General features: G+C 40.3%; 14 protein-coding genes. 11 read left to right on the forward strand and 3 right to left on the reverse strand.

All coding sequences use genetic code 11. From position 1 onward, the window contains the following. The first annotated feature begins 57 nt into the window (after positions 1 to 57). From dapB to NST80_RS02170, 3 genes are all read left to right on the forward strand, one after another. Complete coding sequence (dapB, locus tag NST80_RS02160) at positions 58 to 825, forward strand: 4-hydroxy-tetrahydrodipicolinate reductase (protein ID WP_014633955.1); 768 nt, start codon at positions 58 to 60, stop codon at positions 823 to 825. Beyond that, on the forward strand, positions 822 to 2,024 hold the full coding sequence (locus tag NST80_RS02165; RefSeq protein ID WP_084871155.1) for a CCA tRNA nucleotidyltransferase: 1,203 nt from the start codon (positions 822 to 824) through the stop codon (positions 2,022 to 2,024). The genes dapB and NST80_RS02165 overlap by 4 nt, the downstream gene beginning before the upstream one ends. 83 nt (positions 2,025 to 2,107) lie before the next feature. Then, the gene (locus NST80_RS02170) at positions 2,108 to 3,988 is read left to right on the forward strand and encodes an ABC-F family ATP-binding cassette domain-containing protein (RefSeq protein WP_084871156.1); all 1,881 of its coding nucleotides are present in this window, start codon (positions 2,108 to 2,110) and stop codon (positions 3,986 to 3,988) included. A 78-nt stretch (positions 3,989 to 4,066) separates the two neighbouring features. On the opposite strand, the gene NST80_RS02175 is transcribed toward NST80_RS02170, so the two are convergent. The 3 genes from NST80_RS02175 to NST80_RS02185 all read right to left on the reverse strand — a co-directional run bounded on the left by NST80_RS02175 (position 4,067) and on the right by NST80_RS02185 (position 6,565). Further along, positions 4,067 to 4,570 carry a DUF308 domain-containing protein gene (locus NST80_RS02175; RefSeq protein ID WP_084871157.1) on the reverse strand — a complete coding sequence of 168 codons (504 nt, stop codon included), beginning with the start codon at positions 4,568 to 4,570 and terminating at the stop codon, positions 4,067 to 4,069. Positions 4,571 to 4,638: 68 nt separating this feature from the next. After that, positions 4,639 to 5,400, reverse strand: coding sequence for an NUDIX hydrolase (locus tag NST80_RS02180; protein ID WP_084871158.1), 762 nt, complete (start codon positions 5,398 to 5,400; stop codon positions 4,639 to 4,641). Between the two features lie 58 nt (positions 5,401 to 5,458). Beyond that, entirely contained in the window at positions 5,459 to 6,565 is a 1,107-nt protein-coding gene (locus NST80_RS02185; protein ID WP_183138103.1) for an AAA family ATPase, read from the reverse strand. A 358-nt stretch (positions 6,566 to 6,923) separates the two neighbouring features. Between NST80_RS02185 and gdhA the strand changes: the two genes are divergently transcribed. From gdhA to NST80_RS02225, 8 genes are all read left to right on the forward strand, one after another. Further along, entirely contained in the window at positions 6,924 to 8,276 is a 1,353-nt protein-coding gene (gene gdhA, locus NST80_RS02190) for an NADP-specific glutamate dehydrogenase (RefSeq protein ID WP_022496250.1), read from the forward strand. A 658-nt stretch (positions 8,277 to 8,934) separates the two neighbouring features. After that, positions 8,935 to 10,098, forward strand: a complete 1,164-nt coding sequence (locus NST80_RS02195) for a hypothetical protein (protein ID WP_259666647.1) — start codon at positions 8,935 to 8,937, stop codon at positions 10,096 to 10,098. 156 nt (positions 10,099 to 10,254) lie between these two features. Further along, complete coding sequence (locus NST80_RS02200) at positions 10,255 to 10,665, forward strand: peptide deformylase (RefSeq protein WP_183138105.1); 411 nt, start codon at positions 10,255 to 10,257, stop codon at positions 10,663 to 10,665. Positions 10,666 to 10,852: 187 nt separating this feature from the next. After that, positions 10,853 to 11,296: a MarR family transcriptional regulator gene (locus NST80_RS02205; protein WP_002885568.1), complete on the forward strand. Its 444-nt coding sequence runs from the start codon at positions 10,853 to 10,855 to the stop codon at positions 11,294 to 11,296. 3 nt (positions 11,297 to 11,299) lie between these two features. Continuing rightward, on the forward strand, positions 11,300 to 13,114 hold the full coding sequence (locus NST80_RS02210) for an ABC transporter ATP-binding protein (protein WP_183138106.1): 1,815 nt from the start codon (positions 11,300 to 11,302) through the stop codon (positions 13,112 to 13,114). Continuing rightward, entirely contained in the window at positions 13,104 to 14,882 is a 1,779-nt protein-coding gene (locus NST80_RS02215; protein ID WP_096833214.1) for an ABC transporter ATP-binding protein, read from the forward strand. Before NST80_RS02210 ends, NST80_RS02215 begins: the two co-directional genes overlap by 11 nt. 107 nt (positions 14,883 to 14,989) lie before the next feature. Then, the gene (locus NST80_RS02220; protein WP_002886697.1) at positions 14,990 to 15,613 is read left to right on the forward strand and encodes a GNAT family N-acetyltransferase; all 624 of its coding nucleotides are present in this window, start codon (positions 14,990 to 14,992) and stop codon (positions 15,611 to 15,613) included. 147 nt (positions 15,614 to 15,760) lie between these two features. Continuing rightward, positions 15,761 to 16,384, forward strand: a complete 624-nt coding sequence (locus NST80_RS02225) for a GTP pyrophosphokinase family protein (protein ID WP_096833213.1) — start codon at positions 15,761 to 15,763, stop codon at positions 16,382 to 16,384.

The following is a 16,384-nucleotide window of genomic DNA, read 5'->3' on the forward strand; positions in this document are numbered from 1 at the left end:
CTATCCATCTGGAATGGGGTTTGTCTATGATTAAAATCAATAGAGAGGAAAAATGACATGTCTATTAAAGTTATTGTTGCTGGATTTAAAGGAAGAATGGGTTCAACTGCGGTTGAAATGGTCAAGGGAGATGACGAATTGACTTTGGCTGCCTTGCTTGACCCATTTGCGACAGAAAAAGAAGTGGACGGTGTTCCTGTCTTCACAGATAAAGCGGATTTGGTTGGCTTTGACGCAGATGTCTGGGTGGATTTCACTATGCCAGCTGTTGCCTATGAAAATACTCGTTTTGCTTTGGAGAATGGTTTTGCACCAGTTGTGGGTACCACAGGATTTACTGAAGCACAAATTCAGGAATTGACAGACCTTTCTAAAGACAAGTCTATTGGTGGTTTGATTGCCCCTAACTTTGCTATTGGTGCTATCCTTCTTATGAAGTTTGCGGCAGAAGCTAGCAAATATTTCCCAGATCTTGAAATCATTGAGCTTCACCATGACAAGAAAAAAGATGCGCCTTCAGGTACAGCAGTGAAAACAGCTGAACTTATTCGTGAGGTTCGCGAAACGAAACATCAAGGTGCTGAGGATGAGGTGGAAACACTTGCTGGAGCACGTGGTGCTGAGTTTGATGGTTTCCGTATTCACAGTGTACGTTTGCCAGGACTTGTGGCTCACCAAGAGGTTATCTTTGGTGCCCAAGGAGAAGGCTTGACCTTGCGTCATGATTCTTATGACCGTATTTCCTTTATGGGTGGGGTTAACCTTGGTATTAAAGAAGTGGTTAAACGTGATCAGCTTGTTTATGGTTTGGAACATTTACTATGAGATTAAGTTATTTGCCTTCTGAGTTTCAGAAGGCTTTACCAATATTAGAGAAGATTAAGTCAGCGGGTTTTGAGGCTTACTTTGTTGGTGGTTCGGTACGAGATGCCCTTCTTAACCGTCCCATTCATGATGTAGACATTGCTTCGTCTTCATATCCTGAGGAGACCAAGCAGATCTTCGAGCGTACGGTGGATATCGGTATTGAGCATGGGACCATTTTGGTCTTGGAAAATGGCGGTGAGTATGAGGTGACGACCTTCCGAACAGAGGACGTCTATGTAGATTATCGTCGTCCGTCTAGCGTGTCCTTTGTGCGTTCATTGGAAGAAGACCTTAAGCGTCGTGATTTTACAGTCAATGCTTTTGCTCTTAATGAAAATGCTGAGATTATCGACAAGTTTGATGGTCTTACTGATTTGGACAATCATGTTTTGAGGGCTGTTGGTAAGGCTGAGGAACGCTTTAACGAGGATGCCCTTCGTATCATGCGAGGACTACGTTTTGCAGCGAGTTTAGACTTTGATATCGAAGAAAAGACTTTTCAGGCTATGACCAGCCATGCCCCACTTCTGGAAAAGATTTCGATTGAGCGAAGTTTCATCGAGTTCGATAAGTTGCTTTTGGCCCCACATTGGAAAAAGGGAATCAAGGCACTTCTAGCGACTAAGGCTTATCAGTACCTTCCGGATTTTCAAGAAACTGCTGAAGAATGGCAGTCTTTTGTGGCAGACTATGTGGAGGACTTTAGATTTACAAGTTCTGAACAGGCTTGGGCGGCAACTCTTTTGGCTCTCAAGCATGATAATCCACGCTCTTTCCTTAAAAAATGGAAGACGTCTGTTAATTTCCAAAAGACAGTTCAGTCCTTGATTGAGATTTTCAATTTCCGTTTGGAGAGAGCCGTGACTAAACAAGATGTTTATCAGTATGGTAAGGAGCTCTTAGAGGCGGCTGAAACTTTGAGACAGGCTCAGGGCTTGGACGTCGATTATGAGCGTATTGCCGATTTGGATGGTCAGTTGCTCATCCATGATAAGCACGAAATCGTTGTGAATGGTGGCACACTGATGAAGGAGCTAGGATTCAAACCTGGTCCGGACCTTGGACGTACACTTAAAGCCATTGAAAATGCCATCGTTGATGGGAAACTAGCTAATGACAAGGAAGCTATTATGGCCTTTGTTCAAGCGATGAAATAAGTCTACGGACGTTATAAAAATGACACACCGCTACAGAGCATGCGTAGGATCCGTAGCGGTGTTATTTGTAAAAAGGAAGTAAGATGTCAGATTTTATTGTTGAAAAATTAACCAAGTCCGTTGGAGACAAGACGATTTTTAAAGAGATTTCATTTATTATACATGATTTGGATCGTATTGGGATTATTGGTGTCAATGGGACAGGTAAGACAACCTTGCTAGATGTTGTCTCTGAGTGTATTGGTTTTGATGGTGATGTGTCACCTTTCACTAAGTCTAATGGCTATAAGATTGCTTATTTGACTCAAGAGCCAGAATTTGATGATAACAAGACAGTGCTTGATACGGTCTTGTCATCAGACCTTCGTGAGATGGCTTTGATTCGTGAATATGAAACCCTTATGGCAGATTATTCTGAGGAGAATCAGGCTCGCTTGGAGAAGGTTATGGCTGAGATGGATAGTCTAGATGCTTGGTCCATTGAGAGCGAGGTCAAGACAGTCTTGTCTAAGTTGGGATTGTCAGACCTCTCGCAAAAGGTCGGGGACCTCTCAGGTGGTCTTCGTCGTCGTGTGCAGTTGGCTCAGGTTCTCTTGAATGATGCAGACCTCCTGCTCTTGGATGAGCCAACCAACCATTTGGATATTGATACTATTGCTTGGTTGACGAATTTTCTCAAGTCGTCTAAAAAGACGGTACTCTTTATTACCCACGACCGTTATTTCTTGGACAATGTAGCCACACGCATCTTTGAGCTAGACCAGGCTAATCTGATTGAATACCAGGGGAATTATCAAGACTATGTGCGTCTAAAGGCCGAACAAGATGAACGAGATGCAGCAGCCCTTCACAAGAAAAAGCAACTCTATAAGCAGGAGTTGGCATGGATGCGAACGCAACCGCAGGCACGTGCAACCAAACAACAAGCTCGTATCAATCGCTTTAAGGATCTTAAGGGTGAGGTTCACCAAACGGTTAATAATGACGATCTTGAAATTAACTTTGAGACCAGCCGTATTGGTAAGAAGGTGGTTAACTTCGAGCATGTCGATTTTGCTTATGAAGATGGCAAGCAAATTCTCAGTGATTTCAATCTTATCATGCAAAATCGTGATCGTATCGGTATTGTTGGGGATAATGGTGTCGGGAAATCGACCTTGCTCAATCTGATTAATGGTGACCTTGTGCCTACAGCTGGTGTCCTAGATATTGGTGAGACGGTACGTATTGGTTATTTCTCACAGCAAATTAAAGATATGGATGAGAGCAAGCGTGTCATTAACTACTTGCAAGAAGTTGCAGATGAAGTTAAGACAACGGTTGGGACAACCAGTATCACAGAGCTCTTGGAGCAATTCCTTTTCCCTCGTTCTACCCATGGGACACAGATTGCCAAGCTCTCTGGTGGGGAAAAGAAACGTCTTTATCTACTTAAGATTCTGATTGAAAAGCCCAACGTTCTGCTCTTGGATGAGCCGACAAATGATTTGGACATTGCAACTTTGACGGTTTTGGAAAACTTCCTTAATGGTTTTGGCGGCCCTGTCGTTACCGTAAGTCACGACCGCTATTTCTTGGACAAGGTAGCTAACAAGATTCTAGCCTTTGAAGAGGGTGGTGTTCGAGAGTTCTTTGGTAACTACACAGACTACCTTGATGAAAAAGCCTTCTTACAAGAGCAATCAGCCCTCCTCGAGAAGGAAAAAGAGCAAGCTAGCGTTAAAGTTGAGAAAGTTAAAGAAGACAAAAAACGCATGAGCTACTTTGAAAAACAAGAGTGGGCGACCATCGAGGACGAGATTGCTGACCTTGAAGCCAAAATCGAAGAGATTGAAGCAGCTATGCTTGAAAATGCTAGCGATTATGGACAGTTAGCTACCCTTCAACGTGATTTGGATGCTGCTAACGAAACCTTACTTGAAAAGTATGAACGCTATGAGTATTTGAGTGAGCTAGAGGGATAAGCTCTTTAGTAATCAAAGTATGACAAAAGCCCTGCATTTGCAAGGCTTTTTTATGTTTATGTAGTGTCTGGTTTCTTCTTACCACAAGCGGAATGAAAAGGAAAGGACTGAAACACCTGTAAAGATAATTAAGGAAGCTACCAAGCGCCCAATAAGAAAGGCTGAGAAAAACGGAGCACTAAAGAGCAAGAGCCCAAATACCAGACAAATCAAGGTGATTGACAGGGCAGGTTGTCCTGAGAAGCCGAATTGACGTTGGCGATAAGCTTGAAAGCCTTGTGTAAAGGCTGAGACAAGGAGCCACCAAGCGATAATGGTTACAGCTACACCTGAGAGCACCCATGCTGATGTTGATAGCAAAATAATTCCAAAAACAATGGAAATGATACTCTGAAGTAGTTGGAAGAAGGAGCGGTTTTCGTTATCTCGTTTAAAATAAACCATGAGACTTGAAACACCAGATACCAGCATCACTAGGGCAAACAGCCAACCAACGATGGCAAGAAGGTTTGTAGGATTAGCGAAGAAAAAGACACCCAAGAGTGTAATGAGAATGCCACTAATCAATGTAAAACTTTTCATAGGATACCTCTTATTAATTTTTCTTAATACTACTATGTAAGTATCAAATTGTCAAACAAAGACCTACTTTAGAGTGGCTTGATGTGATAAGTGTAGGTGGCAGCCTTTCTGGTTCTCGTAGCTACCTGACGACCTGTTTTTTGGAAGAGGTGTTTAAAGCGGCGCAAGAAATTTGTGGAATCCATCTTGAGGTAGTCTTCATTAAAGGTACCAAAAAGTTGACGGTAGGTGGTCAAGGTGTTTTCCTCGGGCATAATGGAAAGGATAGTTGGATAGTATTCGAGTCGTCCCTTGATACGTTCCATAGCTGTTAAGAGAATTTCCCAATGATCAAAGGCGAGGTCATCATGTGACAGTGTCTTATTGCCATCAACAAGTTGCAGTCGACCGTCTACCATGGCGATGTCTAACCAATGCGTAGATGCTGCATCGTCGGCCGCCTTTTCTACTTGAATATCATTAAAAGTCATGAAGCAGAGATAAGCCACTGTGATAGTCCACATCCGAGGATCCCGATAAGGTGTTCCCACTGTAATGAGTTGCTCAATATGATCAGGGTCGAGTTTAACAGATGTTTCCTCCTGTACTTCGCGACAGACAGCTAGATTGAGATCTTCTTGCTCCTGAACGAAGCCACCACTGAGAGCATATTTCCCCATGAAGGGATGGTTTTTTCGCTTGATAAGTAAGGTTTGGACTCTTCCTTCATAATAGCGGAAGATGACTGAGTCAACGGTCACTGAGGGCTTAACGTACTTATCTATCTCTTCTCGCCGATAGATGTCCAAAAATTCCTTTTCACTACCAGAGTTTTCGAAGGTTTTAGTCATAGGTTTCCTCCATGTTTGTATTGTAAGTTATAAGTAATGATTATGTTGGATTACTCTTTTAAATCTCGATGTGTAAACGTTCCTTGATTGCCTTCTTGGCATTGTGGTAGTTGTCCGCAAAGAAGCTGTCGCTATTACTATTTTCCCCTAAAATAACGATTTTATCCTTGAATGGTGATAGGAGGTCTAGGAGGTGCCGGGTAAACCAGTCACGTGTTTGATTATCAGCCATAGTCATGTCACGGAAACCATCATCTACATAGTTTGATTTTGGCAGGATCACAAAAATCAAATCCCACTTTTCACGGGCCTGAGTTACCTGATAGAGGCGATCCAACAAGTCGAACTCTTCTTGGGAGATATTTTCTTTCAAATAGTAGTCTATATAGACCTTAGTGACTGTTGAATTGGTATCGGCAAAGATAAGTCCTGAGTGTTGCCCTTTGTCAATGATATCAGAGGTCTGGGCGTATTGATCTGTTAGGAGGTGAATATAGTCGTTGGTATCTAACTCGTCATCTCGTACATTATACTTTTCTTGATATTCCCTAGCATATTCCAGAGAGCAGGGAGCATTGTAAGTGCGAGCCAGATCCTTAACAAGAGTAGTCTTTCCACCGCTAGCAGAGCCAACAACAAGGACCTTGCGAGTAAAGTGGCGACGGAAAGGCTTGGTGATAAAACGCCAATTTTCCATCGGATTGTCGCGAATCTCAGTAGCAGAGATATTGATAATAGAACGTTCGATGAGTTCTACCTGAGCTTGAGGGTAATAGCGATTGAGCTCAGTCACATACTCTGGCTCTCCAACATAGAAGGTAATCTTTTCAGGATCATCCGTATTCTTAGCGATAAGCTCTTTGACACGATTAACCCAAGGCACCCAGCCTTCAGGATAGGCTGGCATCCCAGCTTCGTCTAGTTTATCCACAACTACTAATTCATCATCATAGAACACTTCTCGAACATAACGGAAACGTCGATTGAGTGATAGGCCTGCGCGTGTCCCACGATCTTCTTGTGTGTTGCTGCCACTTACGATGACGAGCACATTGTCATTAGCACGTTTTGCCTTGGTAATGAGGTCAACGTGTCCAACGTGCATTGGAGCGAAAGTTCCAAAAACAATGCCGATGCGCTTTCCTGATAATTGTTTTCTTTTCATAAAAAATGATCCTTTTTGAGATTTAGTAAAATTACTAAATTAATGATAACATAGTTGGGAATCTTTGTAAATGTAAAAATAGTAAATTTACTAAATTGTTTTTTTACCCATTTTAGCCTTAAAGTTCAAAAAAAGTTTAAAAAATTTTGGAGAAAAACCAGAAAAATAGAATCCGCTTACATTGTTGAATTGATAACATTTTAGGATTAACTAAAAAAAGAGAGGTCACTTGCTATGTCACAAAACCTAACATAAAAATCAAAAAAATAGCAGAAAATACTTGACAAGAAGATTCTGAAAATTTATACTATTCATGTAATTAAATTACTAAGGTAATTATTTGAAAGGAAACATTGATATGACAACAGGTAAAGAGTACGTTGCTAGCGTTTTTGAAAAAGTGAAAGCTCAAAATGGCCATGAGGCTGAGTTCCTTCAAGCAGTTGAAGAAGTTTTCGATTCACTTGTTCCTGTCTTCGATAAATATCCTAAATATATTGAAGAAAACCTTTTGGAACGTTTGGTTGAACCAGAACGTATCGTTTCATTCCGTGTGCCATGGGTTGACGATAAAGGACAAGTACAAGTAAACCGTGGTTTCCGTGTACAATTCTCATCAGCTATTGGTCCTTACAAAGGTGGTCTTCGTTTCCACCCATCAGTAAACCAATCAATCATCAAATTCCTTGGTTTCGAACAAATCTTTAAAAACTCATTGACTGGTCAACCAATCGGTGGTGGTAAAGGTGGATCAAACTTCGATCCTAAAGGTAAATCAGATAACGAAATCATGCGTTTCTGCCAAAGCTTCATGACTGAATTGAGCAAACACATTGGTGCAGATACAGACGTACCTGCAGGTGATATCGGTGTTGGTGGACGTGAAATTGGTTACCTCTATGGCCAATACAAACGCCTTCGTAACGAGTATACAGGTGTTCTTACTGGTAAAGGTTTGAACTGGGGTGGATCACTTGCTCGTACAGAAGCAACTGGTTACGGTGCTGTTTACTTTGCAGAACAAATGCTTAATGCACGTGGTGAAAACTTTAACGGTAAAACAGCAGTTGTTTCAGGTGCTGGTAACGTTGCCATCTACGCTATCGAAAAATTGCAAAGCCTTGGTGCTAAAGCGGTAACATGTTCTGATTCATCTGGTTTTGTTTATGATCCAGACGGAATCGACGTTGACTTGTTGAAAGAAATCAAAGAAGTTAAACGTGAACGTATCGTTAAATATGCGGAAGCTCGTCCAAATGCAACCTTCACACCTGCTGGTGGTGAAAAGACAGTTTGGTCAGTTAAAGCTGACTTGGCATTCCCATGTGCAACTCAAAATGAATTGGATGAAACAGATGCAGAAACACTTGTAGCAAATGGTGTATTGGCTGTTTCAGAAGGTGCTAACATGCCATCAACTTTGGGAGCTATTGATGTCTTCCTTAAAGCTGGTGTATCATTTGGTCCTGCCAAAGCTGCTAACGCTGGTGGTGTTGCTGTATCAGCTCTTGAAATGGCACAAAATAGCCAACGTACACAATGGACATTCGAAGAAGTTGATGCTAAACTCTACGATATCATGAAAGGTATCTACGAAAATGCTGCAGCAGCTGCTAAAGAATTTGGTCATGAAGGTAACCTTGTTGTAGGTGCCAACATCGCTGGATTCCTTAAAGTTGCAGATGCTATGTCAGCACAAGGTATCGTTTAATTGATAGACTATTACCAATAGCCTCTCGATAAAATAAGAAAAGAAGCCTGCGGGTTTCTTTTTTTGTTTAGACAGACTTAGGAGGAAGAGGAGATTTGTCCTTTTTTGGTATAATGAGCTAGTAAGAAATCTCTTTCTAGAGTAGATTTTGATGAATTAGAATATGAGAGGAATAATCGTGAGTCTTGGAAAGGATCCCTGTGGGGCAAAAGAAAAGAAGTATACTAATCAGACAGTCATTCTAATAAGTTTCTTGATCAGCATAGTGTCGATACTGCCTATGTTCTTTTTTAGGGACAAGCTTTATGGTGATGATATTGTCTTTCACATTAACCGACTGTTATCCTTGGATACTGTCTGGAAGAGTCCTATCAATTTTACAACTAACGGAGGGACCGGACAATTAATCAATACCTTTTATCCCTGGTTAACCTATTATCCTATTTTCATAATCTATAAGCTGACTCAGTCAGTCTTTGTAGCCTGGATGAGTTTTCAATTTCTTGTTCGCTTTGTAACTTGTTTGCTTAGTTTTTACGGATTATGTTTATTGAACTATTCTGATAAACAGGTGATGATATTTGTTACCTTTTATCTTTTTTCGGGTTATTTCTTGCACAATTCTTATTACCGGACAGCTGTTGGCGAAACGCTGGCTATGATTTTTTTACCTCTAGTTTTCGTTGGCGTTCGTTTGATAACATTTGGAGATTATAAGAAATGGTGGGTCTTGACCCTTGGCATGCTTGGTTTAGTCTATTCCCATGTCTTATCTGTCCTTTTGGCTTCTCTTATGATTTTCATAGCAGTGGTAGCTAGTTTTGGGATTTGGGATAATAAAAAAGAACGTATTCTAGGATTTCTTAAGGCCACTCTTGTCACTCTTAGTATGTCTCTAGCTTTCTTTGTTCCTATGATAGAGCAATTCAAGTATGTCACGCTACGAACGACTTTTAAACCGCTCCTATCCAAGACTGCCTTGAGTCTGGCAGACAACTGGGAGTTGATTCTAAAAAGCGATTTAAGGACTCCATCAGTTAATCTTCTCTATCTCCTGGGTCTAGTGCTAAGCCTAATCTTTGCGAAGCGTTTTGTGAAGGAAAAGGAAGCTAGAATTTACCTTTTTATTTCTCTTGTTTTGGCTTTTTTAACTTTGAATAGTTTTCCTTGGCAGTTATTACAGGAGAGTCCAGTGTCCAATCTACAATTTCCTTGGAGATTGTGGAGTTTTGCCTTGCTTTTCTTCAGTTTAGCCTTGGCTAATATCTTGGAAAATATGTCTATGAAGGCAACGACGATGCTTGTCTTGTTTGGTCTTTGTCTGAATATGTTTCAGATTGCTACTGTCCAAGATAAGATGACTAAAGCCAAGAATATATTGCCAAGCAATACAAAAGTCACGAGAGAAATGCTAGCTAAGGGAACTTATAAAAATATAAATGGCGATTACACCAATAAAAAAGTGCCCTTTGGCTTTGTCTTTGACAAACATCTTTTCTTGGATAATCAGGAAATTAAGTCAACCATCAGACGTTCTCCAAAGGAGCTAGCACTTACAGTAGATAACGAGTCAAAAGAAGCTAAAGTCTTGTCGCTACCAGTTTTCTACTATAAAGGACAAGAAGCGAGGATTGATGGAAAAAGAGTAACTACTTACTTAGCTAAGGAAAAGAATCCAACTAATCTAATCCTACCACCAGGTAACCATGGTGTCGTTTTGACCTATAGCTATACCCCAGTTGCCAAATTGGCAATGGGTGTTTCAACTATTAGTCTTTTGGCGTTTATTGGTTATTTGTATAGAGTGAAGAAAGATGACTAAAAAGAAGCCTGCGGGTTTCTTTTTTTGACTGTTTTACTAGAGGGTAGGCCTTTTGATATAATAGGTCAAGGTGATTAATATGAAATTGAAAACCTTCGTCTCTGATAAAAAAGGAGATATGATTTCATATTTTAGATAAGAAAAGGGAGTAAATAGATGATAAAACCTATCGTAAAGGATGTCTTTTTCCTTGGACAAAAATCGACAGAAGCGACTAAAGAAGACCTCTATTTGGCTAAAGATTTACGTGATACACTGGAGTTTCATAAGGATGCCTGTTTGGGTATGGCTGCCAATATGATTGGCGTTAAAAAGCGTGTTATTATCGTCAATATCGGTTTTGTTAATCTAGTCATGTTTAATCCTGTTTTAATCAGCAAGTCCTCACCTTTTCAAACAGAGGAGTCTTGTTTGTCTTTAGAAGGAAGTCGTCCAACCAAACGTTATGAGTCGATTGAGGTTGCTTATTTAGATGAACAATGGATGCCCAAACAGTTAAGTTTTTCTGGTATGCCAGCCCAAATTATTCAACATGAATTGGATCATTTGGAGGGGATTATTATTTAGATAGCCTAGCTCAAGCGTTGTTAGATTTTAGATTTCAAAGCCTTAATAATCACAGTTACAGGAGTGAGAGTGGAAAGAAATTTTCTTTCTCACTCTTTTTTAGTTCTCATAAGAACTTTTTTCTTGACATTAGTTCTCATAAGAACTAAAATAGTTTCCATGAGAATTATTCAAGGAGGGACTTGCGATGCATGGAAAAGATACTTTTAGTGAATTCAGAGAATTCATCAATACTATGGAATCTCGCGTGCAAGAGTTAGGAAAGGTCCATGGGGTTGAGCATTTAGCTGGCCCGCAAGGATTTGCTGTCAAGTATTTGTCTGACAATCAAGATAAAGAAATCTTTATCAAAGACATTGAAAAAAGACTATGTATTTCTAAATCAGTGGCTAGTAATTTGGTCAAACGAATGGAAAAAAATGGTTTTGTTGAGTTGGTGACATCGGACAAGGATAAACGCTACAAGTATGTTCATCTGACAGACTTAGGTAAAAAGAAAGCTCGAGATGTCAAACATTTTCGAGAGGCCATCCATGAACAGCTGTTAGAAGGTATTTCCAAAGAAGATGCTGAAACAGCCTTTCGTGTCTTTCACCAAATTCGTATGAATTTAGAAAAAAATAAGGAGTAACTTATGTTTAAAATTTTTAAACGTTTGACGACAAAAGAGTTAATCATGATTGTCTTAGTGGTGATTTTTGTTTGCTTGAACGTCTATTTAAACTTGAAAATTCCAGACTATATGTCTGATATTACGACACTCTTATCAACTAAGGGAACTAAAGCGTCGGATATTTTTGCCTGGAATACAGATGCCCCAGGGATGCGAATGCTTTTAATGTCATTTGCAGGCTTTATGGCCTCTGTAGTTGTTGGTTTCTTAGCTGCCAGAACAGCGGCAAGTTTTACCACCCGTCTTCGTGATGATATCTTCCATCAGGTTCTAGATTTTTCAGATGCAGAGATTAAGAAATTCTCAATTCCTAGTCTTTTGACCCGTACGACAAATGATATTACCCAATTGCAGCTGGTACTTACCATGGGGTTACAGGTTATTACACAGGGGCCTATCATGGCCATTTGGGCGATTACAAAGATTGCCGATAAAAATGGGAACTGGCTCCTTGCCTTGCTTGTCGCTGTGGCAGTGATTGCCATTCTCATGCTCTTCCTCTTGATTATGGTTATGCCTAAGCAACGCTTGATTCAAACTCTGACCGATAAACTGAATAGCGTAACGCGTGAATCTCTTACTGGAATTCGTGTGGTGCGTGCCTATAACGCCGAAAGTTATCAAGAGGATAAATTTGAAAAGGCCAATACTGATTTGACCCAAAACAATCTCTTTATCGGTCGTTCTTTGGCCTTACTGACACCGGTAATGACTGCTGTATCAAGTGGTTTGACACTGGCTATTTATTGGATTGGTGCACATTTGATTGAAGATGTTAAGATTCCAACAGATCCAACTAAGATTGCTGGTGCCATGGAAAATAAGATCCATCTTTTCTCAGACATGGTGGTTTATTCATCTTATGCCATGCAGGTTGTTATGGGATTCATGATGATGATTGTTGTTTTCTTCCTTCTTCCACGTGCAGTTGTAGCAGCTGGTCGTATCAATGAAGTTCTAGATACCCAATCTTCAGTCTCTTATCCTGAAAATAGTTCTAAAAAACCTAAAGAAGTGGGTACTGTCGAATTTGATGATGTTTCCTTCCGTTATTCTGAAACTTCAGAGCCTGTTTTGGAGCATGTTAGCTTCAAAGCTAAAAAAGGTGACACGGTTGCCTTTATTGGTTCGACTGGATCTGGTAAATCAACGCTTGTCAACCTTATCCCACGTTTTTATGATGCCACGCAAGGAACAATCAAGGTTGACGGTGTCGATGTGCGACATTATGACCATGAAACCTTGCACAATATAGTCGGTTATATTCCTCAGAAGGCTGTGCTTTTTTCAGGTGATATCACGTCAAATATGACGATGGGAACGAGCAATAACAGTCCTCTTGATGATGCTAAGATTTGGGAAGCCCTTGAATTGGCTCAAGGAAAAGACTTTGTTGAAAATAAAGAAGGTCAACTTAAAGCAGAAGTTGCCCAAGCTGGGTCTAACTTCTCAGGTGGACAGAAGCAACGTTTAGCTATTGCGCGTGCTTTGGCACGTAAGCCTGAAATCTTGATTTTCGATGATTCCTTCTCAGCCTTGGACTATAAGACCGATCGTAAGTTACGTCAAGAACTGGCTGAAAAAACGCAAGAGATGACCAAGTTGATTGTTGCTCAACGTATCTCTACTATTATGGATGCGGACCAAATCTTGGTACTTGACCAAGGTAAGGTCGTTGGTCAAGGAACTCACAAGGAACTCTTGGCAAATAATGAGGTTTACCAAGAAATTGCCTATTCACAATTGTCTAAGGAGGAGTTAGAAAATGGAAAATAAGCCAAAAACATCATCCTATAAACGCTTAAAACCCTATATTAAAGGTTTCCAAATTCCGTTTGTCCTTGCGATTTTTGGAGCAATTATTTCAGCGGTCATTACAGTTATTGGACCAGATAAGCTTAAAGAAATTACCAATACTATTACTGAAGGGATCACACCTACAAAAATGGGGACGATTCCAGGTATTGATTTGGACAAGGTAGCAAGTATTGCTATGACCTTGGCTGTTTTATATGCGATTTCAGCCATTGTTGGTTACTTACAAAGTTTTACGGTTGCGACAGTTACACAACGCTTTTCACAACGTTTCCGTACAGCTATCCAAAAGAAAATCAACAGTGTCCCTCTTAATTATTTCGATAGTCACTCTCAAGGGGATACCCTCTCTCGTGTGACCAATGACGTTGACCTTTTGGGACAATCGCTTAGCCAAGGCTTAGGTACATTGATTACTTCAAGTGTTCTCTTGGTGGCAGCCATTATTATGATGTTCTACTCAAATGTCACTATGGCTTTCACTGCGATTGGTTCTGTCTTGATAGGTTTTGTTCTGGTAGCCTTCATCATGGGCTTCTCGCAACCCCTTTTCAAACGCCAACAAGAAAATTTGGCTAATATTAATGGTTATATTGAAGAAATCTACACGGGTCAAGTAGTCGTAACGAGTTACAATGCTGCTCAAGAAAGCAGTCAAGCTTTCAAGGGGCTTAATGATAAACTTTATAAATCGATGTGGCAATCACAGTTTATCTCAGGTATTATGATGCCACTTATGATTTTCATTGGGAACTTTGGTTATGTCATGGTCTGTCTTGTGGGTGCCATCAAAGTTATTGATGGTAGCTTGACGATTGGTGATGTGGTAGCCTTCATGACCTATGTTCGTATCTTCTCACAACCTCTTTCTCAAATTGCACAAGGAATCACACAACTCCAGTCAGCTACTGCAGCCATTGGTCGTATCTTTGAATTTTTGGAAGAAAAAGATATGGACGACGAGTCAGCTAAGACAGCTGAGTTGACAGATACTAAAGGTCAAGTAGTCTTTGACCATGTTTCCTTTGGTTATACTCCTGAAAAGACTATTATTCATGACTTTTCAGCTCTTGCTAAGCCAGGTCAAAAGATTGCAATCGTTGGTCCAACGGGTGCTGGTAAGACGACTATTGTTAACCTGCTTATGAAGTTCTATAACATCGACCAAGGTCGTATCACCATTGACGGTGTGGATACTAACGACATGAAACGTGAAACTGTTCATGATCAATTCTCTATGGTGCTTCAAGACACTTGGCTCTTTGAAGGTACTATTCGTGATAATTTGATTTACAACCAAGAGAATATTTCTGATGAGCAAGTTATTGCTGCAGCTAAGGCTGTCGGTGTTCACCACTTCATCACCACACTTCCAAAGGGGTATGATACTTATTTGGATGATTCTGTGACCTTATCAGTTGGTCAGAAACAGCTCTTGACCATTGCGCGTGCGCTTCTTAAGGACGCCCCTCTTCTTATCTTGGATGAAGCGACATCATCAGTTGACACCCGAACAGAAGAATTGATTCAAAAAGCCATGGACAAGCTTATGGAAGGTCGGACTTCCTTTGTCATTGCTCACCGCTTATCAACCATTCGAAATGCTGACCTTATCCTTGTGATGAAAGATGGTAACATTATTGAACAGGGCAATCATGATGAGCTCATGGCAGCAGATGGTTTCTATGCTGATCTTTATAATAGTCAATTTACAGAAGAAGTTGCCTAAACTTTTCTTATAAAATTATAAGATTTTACAAAAATCTATAGCACGTATGACTGTCAGTCATGCGTTTTGTGTTATACTGAAAAAAACAGACAGATTAGGAGATTATGATGCAATATCGCAAAGCAAGACTAGACGAAGTTCAGGAAGTTGCACAAGTATGTGCAGATGCCTTTGAAGATTACCCCTATCTTTCAATGATTGCCAGTAATTTAAAGAATCCTGAACAGTATAAGGAATTTGTCTTAGCCTTGCAGGAAGTGTTGGTGCGTTTGGCGATTAAACAGGACTCATGTTTGGTGGCTGAAAAGGACGGTCGCATTGTTGCGGCAGCTATTTTACAGCATCAGACGATTTCTATGCTTAATTATCTTCAAAATGGGGCGACCAAGCTTTTCAGTTTTATAAGCATCACTAAGTTGTTCAAGTATTTTAACTTTGTTGAAGAGTCCGAAAGACATCTGGAAGATTCTGCAGAATACGACTGGTACCTGATGATGTTGGCGGTGACTCCAGATTATCAAAGAAAAGGGATAGGAAGTCTCTTTTTGCTTGAAGGGGTTGAACCTTTTGTACGTAGTACAGGAGGTCACAGCCTTGGCTTGATTACCAATCGTGATTACAATGTACCTTTCTACGAAAAAAATGGCTACAAACAATGTGGTTATAAGGTTTTGACCTACGAAACACACAAACTAGGCAACTGGCCTTTTGTCAAATCACTTGATGCATAGCCTTGTGCTATTTAACTTAGATAAGCAAAATGAATCTGGCTTCGGCTGGATTTTTTTCTTAGCTTTAGAGTCCTTCTTGTCTGGCTCATTCCTTATTTTTAAGTCTAACTATGCTATAATTAGGAAACGCTATTAGAGGAGGTTTATATGTCAACTCCAAGTATTTATGGGGAATATGCTCAGTATCTCCCCAAGATTTTACAAGAAATAACAGACCCGATTATTGCGGCTAATATTATTAGCAAAAAAGAAACAGGCTTTAAACTCTATGAACATTTTATTTCACGAATCAAAGAAAGCGATTCTATGCGTGAAAAGTGTCGTAGGAAAAATTTGCCTGAAACCAGCCAATCTGCTCTCAAGGAAATTCGTGACAGTATTGGGATTCGAATCGTTTGTGGCTTTGTCGATGATATTTACAAAACTATTGATGTCATCAAGGCTATCCCTGGCGTTTCTATCTATAACGAGAAAGATTACATTTTAAATGCTAAGCCCAATGGCTATCGTTCTTACCATCTCATTTTAGAAGTAGAAACCGAGTTTCCAGATGTGCTAGGAAATGAGAGAGGAACCTATTTTGTTGAGGTCCAGCTTCGGACCATCGCTCAGGATTCCTGGGCCAGTTTGGAGCATCAGATGAAGTACAAGCACGATATCAAGAATCTAGAAATGATTACTCGTGAGCTTAAGCGCTGTGCAGATGAATTAGCTTCATGTGATTTGACCATGCAGACCATCCGTAACTTAATTCAAGAAGGAGGGGACTAG

Source organism: Streptococcus sp. FSL K6-1323 (assembly GCF_038630745.1).
GTDB classification, from domain to species: domain Bacteria; phylum Bacillota; class Bacilli; order Lactobacillales; family Streptococcaceae; genus Streptococcus; species Streptococcus salivarius_D.

Excerpts from the sequence above, each read along its gene's own strand:
- NST80_RS02220 (WP_002886697.1), top strand. The coding sequence starts at position 14,990 with ATGCAATATCGCAAAGCAAGACTAGACGAAGTTCAGGAAGTTGCACAA.
- NST80_RS02165 (WP_084871155.1), top strand. The coding sequence starts at position 822 with ATGAGATTAAGTTATTTGCCTTCTGAGTTTCAGAAGGCTTTACCAATA.
- NST80_RS02205 (WP_002885568.1), top strand. The coding sequence starts at position 10,853 with ATGCATGGAAAAGATACTTTTAGTGAATTCAGAGAATTCATCAATACT.
- dapB (WP_014633955.1), top strand. The coding sequence starts at position 58 with ATGTCTATTAAAGTTATTGTTGCTGGATTTAAAGGAAGAATGGGTTCA.
- NST80_RS02225 (WP_096833213.1), top strand. The coding sequence starts at position 15,761 with ATGTCAACTCCAAGTATTTATGGGGAATATGCTCAGTATCTCCCCAAG.
- NST80_RS02215 (WP_096833214.1), top strand. The coding sequence starts at position 13,104 with ATGGAAAATAAGCCAAAAACATCATCCTATAAACGCTTAAAACCCTAT.
- NST80_RS02175 (WP_084871157.1), bottom strand. The coding sequence starts at position 4,570 with ATGAAAAGTTTTACATTGATTAGTGGCATTCTCATTACACTCTTGGGT.
- NST80_RS02180 (WP_084871158.1), bottom strand. The coding sequence starts at position 5,400 with ATGACTAAAACCTTCGAAAACTCTGGTAGTGAAAAGGAATTTTTGGAC.
- NST80_RS02210 (WP_183138106.1), top strand. The coding sequence starts at position 11,300 with ATGTTTAAAATTTTTAAACGTTTGACGACAAAAGAGTTAATCATGATT.
- NST80_RS02195 (WP_259666647.1), top strand. The coding sequence starts at position 8,935 with ATGATTTTTTTACCTCTAGTTTTCGTTGGCGTTCGTTTGATAACATTT.
- NST80_RS02170 (WP_084871156.1), top strand. The coding sequence starts at position 2,108 with ATGTCAGATTTTATTGTTGAAAAATTAACCAAGTCCGTTGGAGACAAG.
- gdhA (WP_022496250.1), top strand. The coding sequence starts at position 6,924 with ATGACAACAGGTAAAGAGTACGTTGCTAGCGTTTTTGAAAAAGTGAAA.
- NST80_RS02200 (WP_183138105.1), top strand. The coding sequence starts at position 10,255 with ATGATAAAACCTATCGTAAAGGATGTCTTTTTCCTTGGACAAAAATCG.
- NST80_RS02185 (WP_183138103.1), bottom strand. The coding sequence starts at position 6,565 with ATGAAAAGAAAACAATTATCAGGAAAGCGCATCGGCATTGTTTTTGGA.